The sequence below is a fragment of the Salipiger sp. D13 genome (assembly GCF_003703915.1).
In the GTDB taxonomy this organism is placed as follows: domain Bacteria; phylum Pseudomonadota; class Alphaproteobacteria; order Rhodobacterales; family Rhodobacteraceae; genus Salipiger; species Salipiger profundus.
The window spans coordinates 47675-64784 of the sequence record NZ_ML112593.1 but is presented as its reverse complement, the minus strand read 5'-3'; the positions used below and the strand labels follow the sequence as shown (position 1 = coordinate 64784).

15 protein-coding genes, 1 tRNA gene and 1 pseudogene are annotated in these 17110 nt (G+C 66.7%); 3 read left to right on the top strand and 14 right to left on the bottom strand.

Translation table 11 applies throughout. The features are described 5' to 3' along the window. Positions 1 to 3 precede the first annotated feature (3 nt). From tkt to D6860_RS08815, 3 genes are read right to left on the bottom strand one after another with little or no spacing between them, the layout of a single operon-like run. Positions 4 to 1989, bottom strand: coding sequence for a transketolase (gene tkt / locus D6860_RS08825; RefSeq protein WP_076623741.1), 1986 nt, complete (start codon positions 1987 to 1989; stop codon positions 4 to 6). An 11-nt stretch (positions 1990 to 2000) separates the two neighbouring features. Continuing rightward, positions 2001 to 2873 carry a phosphoribulokinase gene (locus D6860_RS08820; protein ID WP_017467522.1) on the bottom strand — a complete coding sequence of 291 codons (873 nt, stop codon included), beginning with the start codon at positions 2871 to 2873 and terminating at the stop codon, positions 2001 to 2003. Between the two features lie 28 nt (positions 2874 to 2901). Then, positions 2902 to 3909, bottom strand: a complete 1008-nt coding sequence (locus D6860_RS08815) for a class 1 fructose-bisphosphatase (RefSeq protein WP_017467521.1) — start codon at positions 3907 to 3909, stop codon at positions 2902 to 2904. A gap of 101 nt (positions 3910 to 4010) precedes the next feature. Between D6860_RS08815 and cbbR the strand changes: the two genes are divergently transcribed. Further along, positions 4011 to 4943, top strand: coding sequence for a LysR family regulator CbbR (gene cbbR, locus D6860_RS08810; protein WP_076623742.1), 933 nt, complete (start codon positions 4011 to 4013; stop codon positions 4941 to 4943). A 79-nt stretch (positions 4944 to 5022) separates the two neighbouring features. On the opposite strand, the gene D6860_RS08805 is transcribed toward cbbR, so the two are convergent. From D6860_RS08805 to D6860_RS08775, 7 genes are read right to left on the bottom strand one after another with little or no spacing between them, the layout of a single operon-like run. Further along, on the bottom strand, positions 5023 to 5946 hold the full coding sequence (locus D6860_RS08805; RefSeq protein WP_076623743.1) for a hypothetical protein: 924 nt from the start codon (positions 5944 to 5946) through the stop codon (positions 5023 to 5025). After that, positions 5943 to 6686 (bottom strand): TSUP family transporter, encoded by a 744-nt coding sequence (locus D6860_RS08800; RefSeq protein ID WP_076623744.1) that lies wholly within the window; start codon positions 6684 to 6686, stop codon positions 5943 to 5945. Before D6860_RS08800 ends, D6860_RS08805 begins: the two co-directional genes overlap by 4 nt. A 4-nt stretch (positions 6687 to 6690) precedes the next feature. After that, positions 6691 to 8004, bottom strand: a complete 1314-nt coding sequence (locus D6860_RS08795; protein WP_076623745.1) for a TRAP transporter large permease — start codon at positions 8002 to 8004, stop codon at positions 6691 to 6693. A 1-nt stretch (position 8005) separates the two neighbouring features. Next, positions 8006 to 8527 carry a TRAP transporter small permease gene (locus D6860_RS08790; RefSeq protein WP_076623746.1) on the bottom strand — a complete coding sequence of 174 codons (522 nt, stop codon included), beginning with the start codon at positions 8525 to 8527 and terminating at the stop codon, positions 8006 to 8008. After that, on the bottom strand, positions 8524 to 9330 hold the full coding sequence (locus D6860_RS08785; protein ID WP_076623747.1) for a class I SAM-dependent methyltransferase: 807 nt from the start codon (positions 9328 to 9330) through the stop codon (positions 8524 to 8526). The genes D6860_RS08790 and D6860_RS08785 overlap by 4 nt, the downstream gene beginning before the upstream one ends. A 48-nt stretch (positions 9331 to 9378) precedes the next feature. Next, a complete protein-coding gene (locus tag D6860_RS08780; RefSeq protein WP_076623748.1) occupies positions 9379 to 10350 on the bottom strand; it encodes a TRAP transporter substrate-binding protein in 972 nt (323 codons plus the stop codon). Between the two features lie 41 nt (positions 10351 to 10391). Then, complete coding sequence (locus D6860_RS08775) at positions 10392 to 11633, bottom strand: NAD(P)/FAD-dependent oxidoreductase (protein ID WP_076623749.1); 1242 nt, start codon at positions 11631 to 11633, stop codon at positions 10392 to 10394. A gap of 156 nt (positions 11634 to 11789) precedes the next feature. Here D6860_RS08775 and D6860_RS08770 point away from each other — a divergent pair, with 156 nt between their 5' ends. Then, positions 11790 to 12485 (top strand): fumarylacetoacetate hydrolase family protein, encoded by a 696-nt coding sequence (locus tag D6860_RS08770; protein ID WP_076623750.1) that lies wholly within the window; start codon positions 11790 to 11792, stop codon positions 12483 to 12485. A 213-nt stretch (positions 12486 to 12698) separates the two neighbouring features. On the opposite strand, the gene D6860_RS08765 is transcribed toward D6860_RS08770, so the two are convergent. From D6860_RS08765 to D6860_RS08750, 4 genes are all read right to left on the bottom strand, one after another. Continuing rightward, positions 12699 to 12772, bottom strand: a tRNA-Cys gene (locus D6860_RS08765). A gap of 660 nt (positions 12773 to 13432) precedes the next feature. Continuing rightward, positions 13433 to 14182 carry a lipopolysaccharide biosynthesis protein gene (locus tag D6860_RS08760; protein ID WP_076623752.1) on the bottom strand — a complete coding sequence of 250 codons (750 nt, stop codon included), beginning with the start codon at positions 14180 to 14182 and terminating at the stop codon, positions 13433 to 13435. Between the two features lie 12 nt (positions 14183 to 14194). Next, positions 14195 to 14608, bottom strand: a complete 414-nt coding sequence (locus D6860_RS08755) for an oligosaccharide flippase family protein (RefSeq protein WP_076623753.1) — start codon at positions 14606 to 14608, stop codon at positions 14195 to 14197. Positions 14609 to 14637: 29 nt separating this feature from the next. Further along, positions 14638 to 14886 carry a hypothetical protein gene (locus D6860_RS08750; RefSeq protein ID WP_083697814.1) on the bottom strand — a complete coding sequence of 83 codons (249 nt, stop codon included), beginning with the start codon at positions 14884 to 14886 and terminating at the stop codon, positions 14638 to 14640. Between the two features lie 699 nt (positions 14887 to 15585). Here D6860_RS08750 and D6860_RS08745 point away from each other — a divergent pair. Further along, positions 15586 to 16730: pseudogene (locus tag D6860_RS08745) on the top strand (aldo/keto reductase). Positions 16731 to 17110 lie beyond the last annotated feature (380 nt).

Genomic DNA, 17110 nt, shown 5'->3' with positions numbered 1-17110 from the left:
CTTTTAGATCAGGTCCTTGGCGAGGCCGGTCGCGGCCTCTGCCGTGATGCCGAAATGGCGGTAGAGCTCGGGGGCGGGCGCCGATGCGCCGAAGCCGGTCATGCCGATGAAGCCGTCCTCGGGCCGCAGCATGAGATCCCATCCCTGCCGGATCGCGGCCTCGATGCCGACGCGGGGCGCGTTGCCCAGCACCTCGGCGCGATACTCCGGCGTCTGCTCGGCAAAGAGCTCGAAGCAGGGGGCCGAGACAACCGCGGCGGCGATGCCTTCGGCGGCCAGTGCCTCGTAGGCGGCCAGCGCGATCTCGACCTCGGAGCCGGTGGCGATCAGCGTCACGTCGCGCTTTGCCACGTCGCGCAGGACATAGGCGCCCCGGGCGGTGAGGTTCGCATCGGTGTGGGTCGTCCGCACCGTCGGCAGCCCCTGCCGCGACAGCGCCAGCGTGCTGGGGGTGGCGGTCTGCGTCATGGCGATCTGCCAGGCCTCGGCGGTCTCGACCGCGTCGGCGGGCCGGAACACGAGATGGTTGGGCATGGCGCGCAGGCTGGCGAGGGTCTCGACCGGCTGATGGGTCGGGCCATCCTCGCCGAGACCGATGCTGTCATGGGTCATCACGTAGACCACCGGCACGCCCATCAGGCTGCTGAGCCGCATGGCGGGCCGGCAGTAGTCGGCGAAGGCGAGGAACGTGCCGCCGTAGGGCTTCAGCCCGCCGTGCAGCGCGATGCCGTTCATCGCGGCGGCCATGCCGTGCTCGCGGATGCCGTAGTGGATGTAGCTGCCGGCGTAGTCGCCCGGCGTGACCGGCGTCTGGCCGCTGGTCTTCGTGTTGTTCGAGCCGGTGAGGTCGGCCGAGCCGCCGACTGTGTTGGGCAGCGTGCCATTGACCACCTCGAGCGCCATCTCGCTGGCCTTGCGGGTGGCGACCTTGGGCGCATCGGCCGACAGCCGGTGCTTGTAGGCGGTGATCGCCGCGTCGAGCGCAGTGGCATCGGTGGGCGCATGGGCGGCGCGGAAGGCGTCGGCGCGGGGGCTCTCGAACAGCCGCCGGGCCCATGCCGAGCGCGCCTCGGCGCCGCGCGCGGCGACCGCGCGCCAGGCGTCACGCACTTCCGGCGGCACCTCGAAGGGCGGCCAGCTCCAGCCGAGCGCCTCGCGGGTGGCCGCGATCTCGTCGTCGCCGAGTGGCGCGCCGTGCACACCGTGGGTGCCTTGCTTGCTGGGCGCGCCGTAGCCGATCACCGTCTTGCAGGCGATCATCGAGGGGCGGCCGTCGGCGCGCGCGGTCTCGATCGCGGCGGCGATGGCCGTCTTGTCATGACCATCGACGGAGGCCACGTGCCAACCCGCGGCCGCGAAGCGCGCCAGCTGATCGGTGGAGGTGGAGAGGTCGGTGCCCCCGTCGATGGTGATCCCGTTGTCGTCCCAGAAGACGATCAGGCGGGAGAGGTTCAGGTGGCCGGCAAGGTCGATGGCCTCGTGGCTGATGCCCTCCATGAGGCAGCCGTCGCCGGCGATGACATAGGTGTAATGGTCCACGAGGTCGGAGCCGAAACGCGCGTTCATCATGCGCTCGGCCAGGGCCATGCCGACGGCGGTGGAAATCCCCTGGCCGAGCGGCCCCGTGGTGGTCTCGATGCCCTTGGCGTGGCCGTATTCCGGGTGGCCGGCGGTGCGGCTGCCAAGCTGGCGGAAGCGCCTGAGCTGGTCGATCGGCATGTCGTCGTAGCCGAGCAGGTGGTTGATCGCGTAGACCAGCATCGAGCCGTGCCCGGCGCTCATCACGAAGCGGTCGCGGTCGGGCCATGTGTCGTCGCGCGGATCGACCGACATGAAGCGGTTGAACAGCACGGTCGCCACGTCGGCCATGCCCATCGGAGCGCCGGGATGGCCCGAGTTCGCGGCCTGGACCGCGTCCATCGCGAGCGCGCGGATGGCGTTGGCCATCAGATCCTCGGTGCTGGTCGAGATTGTCTGCTGCAGGGTCATCGCTCTCTCCTTCAGGCGCGCTTGGATTCGTGAACGAGCCGCTGGACCATCGGCGTGAAGATGAGCTGCATCGCGAGGTCCATCTTGCCGCCCGGGATGACGATCGAGTTCGCCCGGCTCATCCACGAATTCTGGATCATCGAGGTCAGGTAGGGGAAATCGATCCCCCGCGGGTTCTTGAAGCGGATCACCACGAGGCTCTCGTCGGCGGTGGGGATCCAGCGGGCGATGAACGGGTTCGAGGTGTCCACCACCGGCACCCGCTGGAAGTTCACGTCGGTCTCGGTGAACTGCGGGCAGATGCAGTGCACGTAGGCATGCATCCGGCGCAGGATGACGTCGGTCACCGCCTCGGTGGTGTAGCCGCGGCTGGCCTTGTCGCGGTGGATTTTCTGGATCCACTCGAGGTTGATGACCGGCACCACGCCGATCTTGAGGTCCGCCAGCGCCGAGAGGTTCACCTCGTCGTTCTTCACCGCGCCGTGCAGACCCTCGTAGAACAGCAGGTCGCTGTCGTCGTCGAAGGGTTTCCAGTCGGTGAAATGCCCCGGTGGCGTGCCATGCGCCTGGGCCTCCCGGTCGTCATGGATGTAGTGGCGGGTCTTGCCGGTGCCGGTCTCGCCGTAGGTGCGGAAGATGTCCTCGAGCGCGCCCAGCTCGTTGGCGTCGTAGGAGAAATGCGAGAACGTCTCGTCGCCGGCCTCGAGCCTGCTGGCCAGTTCGGCCTTCATGTCGGCGCGGTTGTAGCGGTGGAAGGCGTCGCCCTCGATCGACACGGCCTTGATCCCCTCGCGGCGGAAGATCTGGTCGAAGGTCGCCTTGACCGTCGTGGTGCCTGCGCCCGACGAGCCGGTGACGGAGATGATGGGGTGCTTCTTGCTCATGGTCTTGTCTGGTCTTTCGGATCTGGGGTCAGACGCGGAACAGGCCGCGATTGCCGAAGAGGGCGGAGACTTCCTGCTCGGGCAGGTCATGGTAGGCGGTGACCCGGTCGACCTTGGTGATCGAGCCGAAGACGAAGGGGGTGCGGGCGTGAAGCTCCGCCGGGACCTTGTCGAGAATGCGGGTCGTGGTGTCGGTGGCGCGGCCCTGCGCCTGCTCGACGAGCATGGCGATGGGGGCGCATTCGTAGACCATGCGCAGCCGGCCCATGTCGTAGCCGGGGCGGTCGTCGCGCGGGTAGAGGAACAGCCCGCCGCGCACGAGGATGCGGTGGGTCTCGGCGACGAGCGAGGCGATCCAGCGCATGTTGAAGTTCTTGGCGCGGGGTCCCTCGCTGCCGGCGAGGCAGTCGTCGATGTAGGCGCGCACCGGCTTCGACCAGTGCCGGTAGTTCGACGCGTTGATCGCGAACTCGGCGCTTTCCCCGGGGATCGTGAGCTGGCTGTTGACCAGCGTGAAGCGCCCGGTCTCGGGGTCGAGGATGTAGTCCTGCACGCCGTCGCCGAAGGTCACCAGCATCATGCACTGGGGGCCGTAGATGATGTAGCCAGCGGCGATCTGCTCGTGGCCCGGGCGCAGGAAGCTCGCCTCGCCCTCGGGGCCGGCCTCGCGGATCGAGAAGATGGTGCCGATGGAGACGTTGGTCTCGATGTTGGACGAGCCGTCGAGCGGGTCGATGGCCAGCGCCAGCGTGCCGCGCGGGTCGAGCTCGACGACGCCCTCCTGCTCTTCCGAGGCATACCAGCGCACGCCGGTTCCGGCGAGATCGCGGGCAAAGGCCTCGTCGGCGAGCACGTCGAGCGCCTTCTGCCGGTCGCCGTCGGCATTGTCGCCCACGGTGGCGGCGAGCTGGCCGCCGAGCGGGCCACGGGCGATGCGGCGGGACAGATCGCGGCCGACACGGCCGAGGGCTTCCATCGCGGGGCGCAGACGGGCCGGGATCGGCGCGTCGGGGGAATATGGGTTGCGGTCGGTCATCAAGGCCTCCTCCTCCTCGACGGGTGACTTGACCTTGATCTTGACGATTGCCGCTTGTTAGAAAATTTAAAAAATCTGACCACGCATTAGGAAAATGTGAAATGCGAAGACTGGCCTCGCTGACCTTCAAGCAGCTCCGTGCACTGGAAGCCGTTGATCGCACGGGATCTATTTCGCGCGCGGCCGAGGAACTGGGGCTTTCGGCGCCCGCCGTCCACAGCCAGTTGAAGGCGCTGGATCAGACCTTTGGGTGTGCCATGCTGTCGCGGGACGGCGCCGGTCCGTTCCACGCCACCCCCGAGGGCGCGGCGCTTCTACAGGCTCACGAGAAGGCCGACGCCGGTTTCCGCATGGCGCTGCACCGAATCGATGCGCTGCAGAAGGGCATGGCCGGCACCGTGGTGCTCGGCGTGGTCTCGACCGGCAAGTATTTCGCGCCGGGCATCGTCGCACGCCTGCGCCGGAGCTGCCCCGACATCGAGATCCTCCTGCAGGTCGGCAACCGCGACACGATCATCACGGCGCTGCAGGACGGGGCGCTGGATCTCGCGATCATGGGACGGCCGCCGCGCGCCCCGCCGCTCGAGGTGATCTCGCTCGGCGATCACCCGCATGTGCTGATCGCACCGCCGGACCATCCGCTTGCGGGGGCGGAGCGGATCACCCCCGACGACGTGCTGGCCGAGACGATCCTCATGCGCGAGCAGGGCTCGGGCACGCGCATCCTCGCGACGCGGTTCCTCGACCGGATCGGCGAGGGCAAGACCTACGAGCGCGTCGAGATGGGCACCAACGAGACCATCAAGCAGGCGGTCATCGCGGGGCTGGGGCTGGCGCTGATCTCCTATCACACGGTGGTCGAGGAGCTGCGCAGCGGGCGGCTGGTGGCGCTCGACCTGCCGGGGCTGCCGATCACCCGCCACTGGTTTCTGCTGCACCGCGCCGAGGCCCCGTTGAGCGGTGCGGCGCGCACCGTGTGGGAGTTCATCGCCGCCGAGAAGGACAGCTTCCTGCCCGCCTGGCCGCCGGCGTGAGGCGGAAAAGATTTTTCGTCCGAAAAATCTTGGACCAGGTGCGGAGGGGGCAAGAATTTTCGGACGAAAATTCTTTGGCTCAGGCCCGGGCCCGGTAGAAGCGGGTCATCAGCAGCGGCGTGAGATACATCGGCACCTGGTAGCAGCCGATGAACAGCAGCAGCGCCTCGGTGGTCTGGGGCGGAAGGGCCACGAGAAACAGCGCGATGTTGCGGTTTCCGGCGGTGATCGCGAGCGCCGGCACGCGGGCGTTCGGCATCCTGCCGCGCAGGAGCCTCGCGACCACCATCTGCGGGCCGAGGTTCGCAAGACAGGCGAGCGCCAGCCATCCCAGCAGCGCCACGGGCCGCTCGGTCATCGCCGGTCCGACGGCGGCCATCAGTCCGAGCACCATCACCGTCATGGTCAGCGCCGAAAGCCCGTCGATCTGGCTCAGTGCCCGCTCCGATGGCTGTTTCAGCACCGTGAGCCTCAGCGCGAACGCAAGGCCCGCCGCGAGGACGATGGTGGTCAGCAGGCGCAGCACCGCGGCGGTGACGGCGGGGGCATCGCCGAGCGCCGGCAACCCCCAGAGCACCGGCACTACCGTGAGCGGCAGGGCCGCCGTGCCGAGGACCAGCAGCCGCAACGCCGGCGCCGGATCGGCGCCGACCAGCATGGTGAGGTTCGGGCTGCCTGCAAGCGGCGGGGCGGCGAGCATCAGGATCGCCGCCAGCGCGGCGGGCGTGCCGAGGCCACCCAGCGTGGCGACGATCGTGAGCGCGGTCAGCGGCAGGACCAACTGCCAGACCAGCGTGACCGCCGCCGTCTCGCGCAGCTCGTGCAGCGCGCCGAGCGCCCGCCGGGGGCCGATCCGCAGCGCCGCGAGGAACAGCATGAGCGCCACCAGTTCCGGAAGCCAGGGCCGCACGACGCTCGCGGCCCCGGGCAGCGCCACCCCGGCCACGAGCCCGGCCACGAGGAGCCAGCGGGCGTGCCGGGCGCAGGCGAGAAGCGGGCTCATGCGAGCCCCTTCACGACCAGCGCGGCCCCGGCCGCCGCGCTGATGCCAAGCAGTGCCAGCCGGTAGCGCGCGTCGATCCTGCGGCCCAGGGTGCGCGACGCGAAGAACCCGGCCAGTGCCGCGGGCGACAGCAGCAGCGCAAGCCAGAGGTCCGTCAGGGTCGCCCAGCCGCTCGCCCAGAGGCCGGTGAGCGAGAACACCGTGCCGCAGGTGAAGATCGCGGCGAGGGTGGGTCTCGCGCGCGAGATCGGTTCGGACTGGAAGACCATGGCCAGTGGCGGTGCCCCGACCGAGGTGATGGTGGCCATGATGCCCGAAACTGTGCCCATCGCCAGAAGGTTGCGCGGCCGGTAGGCCGGCCGCAGTCCCGCCACCGACAGCCCGACCGCGCCCAGCACCAGCGCGCCAAAGACAAGCGAGAAGCCGTCTCCGGACGCGATGCTTCCCAGCAGCGCCGCCGCGACGAGCGCCCCGATGCCCCGGCCTCCGGCGGCCATCGCCGCGTCCGCCCAGCGGATCGCCCGGACCTCGCGCAGCGCGCCGCCGGCCGCCACGACGAAGCTCATCAGCAACGCCGGGACCGGCACCAGCGCCGGATCGAGCAGCGCGAGGATCGGTGCCACGGTCAGCCCGAAGCCCATGCCGAGCGAGAACTGGACCACCGCCCCTGCGAAGACCACCGCCAGAGCGAGCGCGGCGACCCATGGGGCCGCCGCGAAATGTGCAAGCGCTTCCGTCAAACTGTCAGCTCGCCGGACCCTTGCGGATGTTGTCCGGCAGCCATGTGGCGAGGTCGGGGAAGGCGATGAGCACGAAGACCATCACCACCATGATCAGGAACATCGGAATCGCCGCGCGGGCGATGAAGTTCATCTCGTGGCCGGTCATCCCCTGCAGCACGAAGAGGTTGAAGCCGATGGGGGGCGTGATCTGCGCCATCTCGACGACGACCACGATGAAGATGCCGAACCAGATGAGGTCGATGCCCGCCGCGCGGATCATCGGCTCGACCACCGCCATGGTCAGCACCACCGAGGAAATGCCGTCGAGGAAGCAGCCCAGCACCACGTAGAACACCAGCAGCGCCATCAGCAGCTGGAAGCGCGACAGCTCCCAGCTGGCGATCAGGTCGGCAAGCCCGCGTGGGATGCCGGTGAAGCCCATCGACAGCGACAGGAAGGATGCGCCTGCGAGGATCAGCGCGATCATCGCCGACGTGCGTACCGCGCCCATGAGGCTTTCCGAGAAGGTGCCCCAGGTCAGCGAACCCTGCGTCGCGGCCAGCAGCATCGAGCCGATGACGCCGAAGGCCGCGGCCTCGGTGGCGGTCGCCCAGCCCATGTACATCGAGCCGATGACCACGAGGATCAGGCAGATCACCGGGATCAGGAAACGCGAGTTCCGGAGTTTCTCGGTGAAGCTCATCGGCGGCTCGGGGTCCGGGTCGAAATCCTTGGAGACGAAGGAAGTCACCGCTACGTAGCCCATGAAGAGCGCCGCCAGCACGAGACCCGGGAACACGCCCGCCATGAAGAGCTTGGTGATGCTCTCGTTGATGGTCACGCCGTAGACGATCAGCGTCAGCGAGGGCGGGATCATCAGCCCCAGCGTCGCCGCGCCCGCGAGCGTACCGATCACCATGGTCTCGGGGTAGTTGCGCTTGCGCAGCTCGGGAATCGACATCTTGCCGACGGTGGTCAGCGTCGCCGCCGACGAGCCCGAGACGGCGGCGAAGACCGTGCAGCCGACGATGTTGGTGTGCACCAGCCCGCCGGGCAGGCGCGCCATCCATGGCGACAGGCCACGGAACATGTCCTCGGACAATCGGGTCCGGTAGAGGATCTCGCCCATCCATATGAAGAGGGGCAGGGCGGTCAGCGTCCAGCTCGACGAGGACGACCAGATCTTGGTGATCATCGCGTCGCCCGCCGGGCGCGAGGTGAAGAGCTCCATGCCGACATAGGCCACGCCCATGAGCGCGAGGCCCACCCAGACGCCGGAGCCCAGGAGCAGGAAGAGCACGAAGAGGAAGATACCGATGGGGATCAGCTGTTCCATGTCACTCTCCCTGGCTCTGGTCGACGAGATCGGTGGTGATGCCGTGGCTGCCGGTGACGATCAGGCGGATCAGGTGATCCCAGAAGGCCACGGCCAGCAGCACGGTGCCGATCGACATCGACAGCTGCGGGATCCAGATCGGCGTTGCGTCGAGCCCCTGGCTCAACTCGTTGAACCGCAGCGAGATCTGGTTGCCCCGGATGGCGTACCACGCGAACCAGGTCGAGATGGCGGTGCCGATGCCGAAGCACCAGATCTCGCCCCACTTGCGGTGGCGCCCCAGCGCGGTGAGCAGGATCGACACGCGGATATGCGCGCCGTGGTTCAGCGCGTAGGCGAAGGCGAAGAAGGATGCGGCGGCCATGCAATAGCCGGCGTAATCGGTGGCGCCCGGAAAGACCTGTCCGGTCCAGCGCGCCAGCATCTGCAGCACGATGATGACCAGGATCGCGATGAGGAAGAACGAGGCGATGACGCCCCCGATGAGATAGGCCGTGTCGAGCGTCCGGCGTAAGAGCTTCATGGTTTGCGTCCTGCGTAGAGAATGGCGGGCATCGGCACCTCGTAGCCCTGACTTGTGCGAAATCGCTCCATCCGGGCGTTCATCGCCTCGCGGATGGTCTGGCGGGTGGCGTCGTCCTGGGCCTGCACGACGAGCGGCACGCGCACGCCGAAGGACATGAAAAAGTCGAAGAAATCGCCTTCGGGCGCGCGCAGCAGCACCTGCACCACGCGGGTCTCGATGTCCTCGAGCCCGGCGTCGCGCATCATGGCGCGGGCGGCTTCCGGGTCCGACAGGCTGTAGGCGTCGGGGGCGGGCTCGGTGCGGCTCATGTCGGCATGGGCGTTCAGCACCGCCCGCAATTCGCGGTAGAGGTCCGAGCGGTCGGGGCCGAGCCACTGGCTGAAGGCGAACCGGCCGCCGGGTTTCAGCACCCGTACGCCTTCGGCGATCGCCCGGGCGGGGTGGGCGACATGGAAGAGCACGATGTTGCTGGCCACGACGTCGAAGCTCGCGTCGTCGAAGGGCAGGGCCTCGGCCTCGCCCTCGATCACCTCGAGCGTGGGGAAACGGGCACGGGCGAGCGACACCATCGCGGGCGCGAAATCGACGCCCGTGGCGCGGGCGCCGAGCGCCTGTGCGGCGCCGGCAAGATAGCCCGGTCCGCAGCCGACATCGAGCAGCCGCGCCCCGAGGGACAGGTGGGTCATGTGCAGAAGCATCGGAACGGCCTGCACGGTGGCGACCGCCGTGGCACCGTCATAGAGCGCCGCGCGCTCGTTCCATCCGCTCCGCTCGCTTTCGCGAAAGGCGTCGTATTCCATCTGGAAACAGATCCGAAGGGGCAGGCCGAAAGGCCCGCCCCGATCCGGTCACTCGCCCTTGTAGGCGTCGACGATGGCCTTGCCGTCCTCGCCAGCCTCTTCGAGCCATTCGTTGGTCATGACCTCGCCCATCTCCTTGAGCTGGCCCATGAGCGTGTCGTTGGCCCGCTCGACGGTCATGCCGTTCTTCTCGAGCTCCTCGAGCGTGAAGTCGGTGTAGTCCTTCGAGCGCTGCAGGCCGTCCGCCGCCGCCGTGCTGGCGCAGTCGTTCATTACCGACTTGGACTCGTCCGAAAGGTCGCTCCACGCGTCGGCGTTCACGAAAACCGCGTTCCGCGGCAGCCATGCGTCGACCTCGTAGAAGTTCGACAGCTGCTCCCACACCTTGCGGTCATACCCGGTCGCGCCCGACGAGATGAAGCTTTCGGCGACGCCCGTGGCGAGCGCCTGGCTCAGTTCCGCGGCCTCGACCTGCACCGGAAGCATTCCGGTCAGCTCCGCCATCTTGGCGGTCGCGGTCGAATAGGAGCGGAACTTCAGGCCCTTGAGGTCCGAGATGTCCTCGATCGGCTTGTTGGTATAAAGCCCCTGCGGCGGCCACGGCACCGAGTAGAGGTAGTGCAGGTTGTCCTCGGCCAGCGCGTCCGAGACGTAGGGCTCGGCAATGCTCCAGAGCTCTTCATGCTCGTCGAAGGAGGATACGAGGAACGGGATCGAGTCGACCCCGTAGAGCGGGTTCTCGTTCTGGTGCGCCGACATCAGCCGTTCGCCGATCATGGCCTGGCCGGTCATCACCGCGCGCTTGATCTCGGCGCCGCCGAAGAGCGAGCCCGACGGGTGGGTGACGATTTCAAGCTCGCCGCCGGTGCCCTCGGTCACGCAGGAGGCGAACGCGGCGCCGACCTCGGAGTGGAAGTTGGTGGCCGCGTAGGCCATCGGCATGTCCCATTTCTCGGCGTGGGCAGCGGCGGCCATCCCGGTCAGCGCCGTCGCGGCGAGAAGCGTCCTTGCAAGCGTCATGGTCGGTATCCCTGTTGTTTGTATTCTAACGTTTTGCGGTATCAGTGAAACCGATCCGGGGCATAGGGCGCAAGGTTGATGTTCGGAGTCTTGCCGCCGATGAGCTGGGAAAGCAGTCGACCGGTCTTCGGCCCGCCCGTCAAACCGACATGATCGTGCCCGAAGCCCATGAACGCGCCCTTCACCGAAGGCGCCTCGCCGATGATCGGCAGGGAATCGGCCATCGAGGGGCGGTGCCCCATCCACTCCACCGTCTTCTTCCAGCTCAGCCCCGGGATCGCCTTGCGGATCTGTCGCTCGAGCAGTGCGAAGGGGGCGCGCGACGGCGGTGCGTCGAGCCCGCCCAGTTCGACGATGCCGGCAAGCCGCAGCCGCCCGTCCATCGGCGTCGCCACGAACTTGCCGCTCGTCACCATCACCGGCGAGCGGGGCATGACCGAGGGCTCGTAGAGTTCGAGGTGGTAGCCGCGTTCGGACTCCAGCGGCGCCTTCACCCCGAGCTTCGCGGCGAGTTTCGCAGACCACGCGCCCGCGGTGAGCACCGCGGCGTCGCAGGGGATGGTTTCGCCGCCGATCCGTACGCCGGTGACCCGGCCTGCCTCGCGGGCGATGTCGCTCACCTCGCCGATGACCAGCCGGGCGCCCTGCGCCTGTGCATGGGCGGCAAGGTCCTTCACGTAGCGGCCCGGGTCGGCGATGCGACCATGACCGGGAAAGCGCGCCGCGCAGGTGATCTCGGGCCCGAAGGCCGGGTCGTAGGCGCGAAAGGCCGGCTCGTCGAGAAACTCCCAGTCGAAGCCGTTCTCGCGCCGGACCTCCTGCCCGAGGGTGTCGGCGTCGTAGTCGGCGCGGCTGTTGTAGAGCCAGACGTAATCCGCGGGCACGATCCACTTGTCGGCGCCGGTGCCGGTCGCCAATGCCTGGTGGTCGGCAAGGCTGTCGCCGATGATCGCGGTGGCCGCCGCCGCCCGCTTGCGCACTGCCGGGGCATTGGCATGCGACATGAATTGCATCAGCCACGGCGCGATCTTCGGCAGGTAGGACCAGCGCATGAACAGCGGCTGGTTCGGGTCGAGCAGCATCTTCGGCGCCTTGGTCCAGAGCCCGGGCGCCGGCACCGGCATCACCGAGCAGGAGGCCAATACGCCCCCGTTGCCGTGGCTGGTGCCCTCGCCGGGGCCCGCCTTGTCGATCAGGATCACCTCGTGTCCGTCGCGCTGCAGCCAGATCGCCGTGGAAACACCCACGATTCCCGCCCCGATTACCGCCACCGTCTTTGCCATGCCTTGTCCTTCCCGCGGCGCGTTCCGCCGTCGCCTGTCCTCCCGGCGCGATCAATGCTGCATTCGGACGGGCTGTCAATCGGCGGCGCCGCGAATTAAGCCTTGGGCCAAGGACCTCGATCAACCCGGCCTCCGGTGCCGGAGAAAGGAGCCGTCATGGCCTTTGTCTTTCCCCCGATCCCGCAGCCCTCGGTCGCCGTCGCGGGCAGCGACGACCGGCTGCCGGTGCGCCGCATCTTCTGCGTCGGGCGCAATTACGCCGCCCACGCCCGCGAAATGGGCCGGGATCCGGACCGCGAGCCGCCGTTCTTCTTCACGAAGCCCGCCGACGCGGTGGTCGATGACGGCATCACCGTCGCCTATCCGCCCGAGACCGGGAACCTGCACTACGAGGCCGAACTCGTCGTCGCGCTGGGCCGGGGCGGCGCGGACATCGCCGAGGCCGAGGCGCTCGATCACGTCTGGGGCTACGCCATCGGCAACGACCTCACGCGCCGCGATCTGCAGAACGCGGCCAAGGAGCTGCGTCGGCCGTGGGACCTGTCGAAGGGCTTCGATCAGTCCGCCGTGGTGGGGCCGGTGCATCCGGTCGGCGCCGTCGGCCACCCGGATACGGGCGCGATCCGGCTCGCGGTCAACGGCACGGTGCAACAGGACGGTGACCTCTCCGAGATGATCTGGTCGGTGCCCGAGGTGATCGCCTTCCTGTCGCGGAGCGTGACGCTGTGCCCGGGAGATCTGGTGATGACCGGCACCCCGGCGGGTGTCGGAGCGATGGTGCCGGGAGACCTCTGCACGGTCTCGATCGAAGGTCTGGGCGAGATCCGCACCCCGATTGGCCCGCGCGCCTGACGCAAGGGGCTGCGCGCGGTAGGCGGGCATGCCTGCCGCGCACCGGACCCGAGCGGTGGGGCGGATCCGGTGTGCGAACAAAGGCGAGGGACAATCGCTTGAGGCAGAAGTCCCCGCTGTCCGCCACGCAGGTCCCTGCCTTGAACTGAGGCATGCCATCAGGCAGCGATGCCTGAACGCTTCATGGGGATGCTTCGAGTATTCGGGGAGAAGTGGAGGCGAGTACCGGAATCGAACCGGTGTACACGGATTTGCAATCCGCTGCGTCACCACTCCGCCAACTCGCCGTTGTCCAGTGGTAGCGGGCGTTTAGACCATCCCGCCGACCCGCGCAAGCCCCTCTGCCACACAGGTTGCCACACATTCCTGTTCTGTTCACGTTCTTTTCCCTTGCGCCTCGCGTCCCCTGACGCGCTGGCGCAGGTGCCGCGTCTAGTGGCGAACCTTCGCGGGGCTCTGACCCGCGACGGCAGCGGTCAGTTCGTCGCGGCATCCGGCAAGAAGCACGTCTACCGCAGCGGTGTCGCCCAGGTTCTGGAGGTCATGTTCCAGCGCTCCATAGCTTCGCGTGCCGCGCGCATGGCGTCGGCGGCGCTGCGGTATCCTTTCTGCGCAGGGTGCCCGCTTTTCGACAGGTTCTCGCTCAGGATAAACAGGCTCTCGTCCTCGGTCGCATTCAACGCTGCGGCGAGGTGGGGATCATCGGGTTCTCGAGCGTGGTCCCGTGCTGCCCTGAGTTACCAGAAGCGACTCGCCCATGACTTGGCCCCACTGCATCCACAGGACATCGCCGATGCGGTGGCCAAGTAAAGCTGGAAGAGCGTCCGTCCACGGGTCCCATAAGGGTTGAGCCTGTCGAAAGGCTGTCGCCTTCGCATCGCGCCATGGCTCGCGTTCCCGGTCATATCCCGAGGTTTGCCTTTGAAGCGCGCCTCGGGATAGCCGATTTACTTGTAGCGTCGCATGAGCAGCGAGACGATGACCGCCGTCGAAACCCTGTAGATCGCCGTCGAGGCAATGGCGCCGTAGATGCCGAAGAACGGCACGAGAGCGGCGGAGGCCAGGATCCGGATCGCGTTGCTGCCAAGGGTTACATTCCGCATCGCCTTTGCGTCCAGTCGCGAGACGATGAAGACATTCCGGGCCTGCGCGACCTGACCGATGATCAGCGTTCCCATGAGAAGCTGGCAGTAAAGCACGGATTCGCCGTAGGCATCGGTGAACATGAGCGGCATGAACCAGGGGATCACCGCGAAGATAACGAAGAGGATCGCCACCGTCACAACAGCGCTCGCGATGTTGATCTTGCGGTTCAGCTCCGGCGTGTACTTCGCCTTTTTCGAGAAGCTGGGCACCAGCACGTTGCGCATCTGCTGGAAGTACTTCTTGCTGATCTCGGGGATCCGTTCCGAGACCACGAAGACCGCCAGTGCCTCGGGCGAGAGCAGATAGAACAGCAGGAACTTGTCGATGTAGTTCCCGACCGAGTTGGCGACGTTGTAGAGCGAGGTTTCCAGCCCGTAGCTCAGGCCCCCGGCCTCGGGCTCGGCATCCTTCGGGATCTGCCTGAGGACCATCCGCAGCGCCAGAAGGTTGATCGCCGCGCGCACCGTGTTGGGCACGGCGATCAGCCAGCCGAGCGAGATGTCCGTCACCAGCAGCAGCACGATCATCGTGCCATAAGAGGCGATCGCCACCGTGGACTGCCATTAGGCGTTCTGGCGGAAGCGTCCCTGGCCTGCCTGGAAATCGGTCCAGCCGGACAGGCCGTAGGCAAGGGGGAAGGTGATGCCGGCGATCATCATGCCGACGCGCAGTTCTTCGGCCTGGGCCTCCATCAGCAGCGCGTAGATGCAGATCGCGATGCCGCCGAGCACGCCGCCCGCCAGCTGGAACTGGAACGCCTTGCGGAACGTGCCGAGGTGGCCGCGCGCGACGGACTGCATGATCATGCTCGAGACGCCCGGAAGGATGAAGAACCCGCACAGGCCGATGGCCGAGGTGATGAGCTGGTATTCCCCCACCGTGGTCTTGCTCAGCTCGCGGACGAGCACCGCGAAGAAGGCCAGCTGGATAAGCTGCCGCACGAGGTTCAGGCCGACCACCCAGCCTGCGTTGGCCATGTGTTTCCTGTACTTGAGAAGGGCCTTCATCAGAGCGGATACCCGCCTGCATCGCAGTCCATCCCGGTCCGCCCGGGGATGCGGTCCCACAGTGATGGGATGTGGCCATCGTCTCCTGGATCAAGCTGTCGCGACAGGTTGCGCGGACGCTCCACGGTGTCCGAGGTGCTGCTTTGGTAGATGGCAGTGAGACCGCTCTGAGCCTGGCCGAAAAGGAACCGCTGAAGAAAGGTGCTGCCGGCCTTGGAATACCCGGGGTGAAAGAGGGTGGGTGTCATGAGGCAATCTCAAAAGTCGTGGAAATGATTAACCTCGACCTCTTCGCACTTTGCTGCAGCGTGCGGAGAACCGGACAGGCGCTTTTTCCCTGCGCCGTCCGAGCTCGGCCGGAGTTGCATGTTTTTGCAGCACAGGATGCTTGCGGAAAGGGCGTGCGGATCGGAAGGTTTTCCGACGTCGGGACGAATTTTTATGCAAAACCGACTGCGTGCGGGCCGCTTCACCGTAACAACTGAAGCGGGAAGTTTACAAAGTCATGATTTTAAGTGACCCAAGGGAAGCCAGACCTTGTTGCTTGCACCATCCGTGTGAGAGGAGGTGCGTAGCTCTTTTCAAATCAATGCTCTATAGGTCTCGATGTGAGTGCAAAACGTTTCTTTTCCTGTTGGAAATGCGATCACGCTCTTCGCTTTGGCAGTTCCCGTTGCGGCGTCTGTTATGCAAGGACGCCGGTCTACAATCGATTTTGGTTCTGGGCTGTCATCCTTGTTCTGGTGATCGCGGCCGGTCTTGTCGGCGGGCTTACCATGGCCCTTTGACCGCCCTGAGCTCGCCTCCGCTGGCTGGAGAGGGTGGGCGACCATGCCTCTCAAATGCGTTTGCGGGCCCTGTCCCTTGCTGCACGTCCTGAGCATGTCGGTAGAAGCCCTCGACGATCCCGGTGCGCGGTGTGTCCGTGGGTTCCATGAAAAGGGCTCATGACGGGCAGTCGCCAGACGGTCTTTTTCACGTCTTCGCTCTGGCTAGCTGAACGAGCCATGCCGGCAGCCGAACAGAGGCTGCCCTTCAAGACAGAAGAAAGCCCGAAAATGCAGTATACCATCCTCGGTAAATCCGGCCTGAGCGTCTCCAAGCTGGCGCTCGGCACCATGACCTTCGGTGCGGAATCTACCGAAGAGCAATCCTTCGCCGTGCTCGATGCCTTCATCGCGGCGGGCGGAAATCTGATCGATACGTCCAACGTCTACGCAGGCGGGGAAACCGAGGCGATCATCGGTCGCTGGTTCGCGTCACGCCCTCGCGACGTGACGCAGCACGCCGTGCGTTGCATAACGCGCTGAACGAGTCGCTCGAGCGTCTGCAGGTCGAGACAATCGACCTCTACCAGCTGCACGCAGCGGACATGCTGACCTCGATCGAGGAGACAGTGCACTTTCTCGCCGATGCGATCCGCGCCGGCAAGATCCACAATTACGGCCTTTCGAATGTGACCGGTTGGCAATTGCAGCTCTTCGTGTCGACCGCGGAGCGGCTTGGTCTGCCGAAGCCGGTGTCGCTCCAGCCGCAATACAACCTGCTCTCGCGAGAGATCGAATACGAGATCCTTCCGGCCGCGCGCCATAACGGCCTCGACCTGGTTCCGTGGTCGCCACTGGCAGGCGGTGTGCTGACCGGCAAGTACAAGCGCGGCGGCACCGCGCCAGAGGGCACACGTGCAGGCGATGGCAGCCCGCTCTACGAATGGTCGACGGCGGAATTCCTCCATGGTCCACGCGCGTGGGACATCGTGGAAACCGTCTGCGAGATTGCCAGCGACCACGATGCAACCCCGGCACAGGTCGCCCTGAAATGGCTGGCGGACCGGCCCGGTGTTGCGGCCCCCATCGTCGGCGCACGGGACGTCGAGCAACTCGAGGCCAACCTCGGGGCTGTGGATCTGACCCTCGACGAGGCGGCGACGGATCGCCTGGAGCGGCTCGGCCGCCCGATCCCCCGGAGCACCTATCCCTACGGCGATTTCGGGGTCGCGCAGCGAGAGCGGTTCCTCGACAAGGGCGCGCAGGTCGTCTTCGAGGTCGTAAAGGATGGCTCCGATGCGCCGCTTGATGGGGCGCTGACCTAGGCCAATTGCGCGTCTTGCCCGGCTTCCGGCAGGGGGCCGGGCCCCTCCGGCGTGTCCATCGTTGGTTCCGCGTCCGACTTGCGCAGACGGTAGCCGCAGTTGCGCGCCCCAAAGACCAAGGGCCAAAGGCGAGCTCCGAGCCGCTCGAAGGGGCGCTGGCGCGGTCAGGCCGGGCTGCGAGCAGGCCTGAGGCATGGATGTGAAACAGCCTTAACGTCCGAGAGGCGGAGGCATGGCTTATCACGTTTTTCAGCTTGCACGAAAGAAACCTTGCATTCTGCCTCGGCAGGCCCCATTTGAGTTGAGCTAACGTTTCTTCTCTTCGAAATGCTGCCGCCGCTGACACGGTATCGGTTGATCGACTTGGATCGACTTTGCCG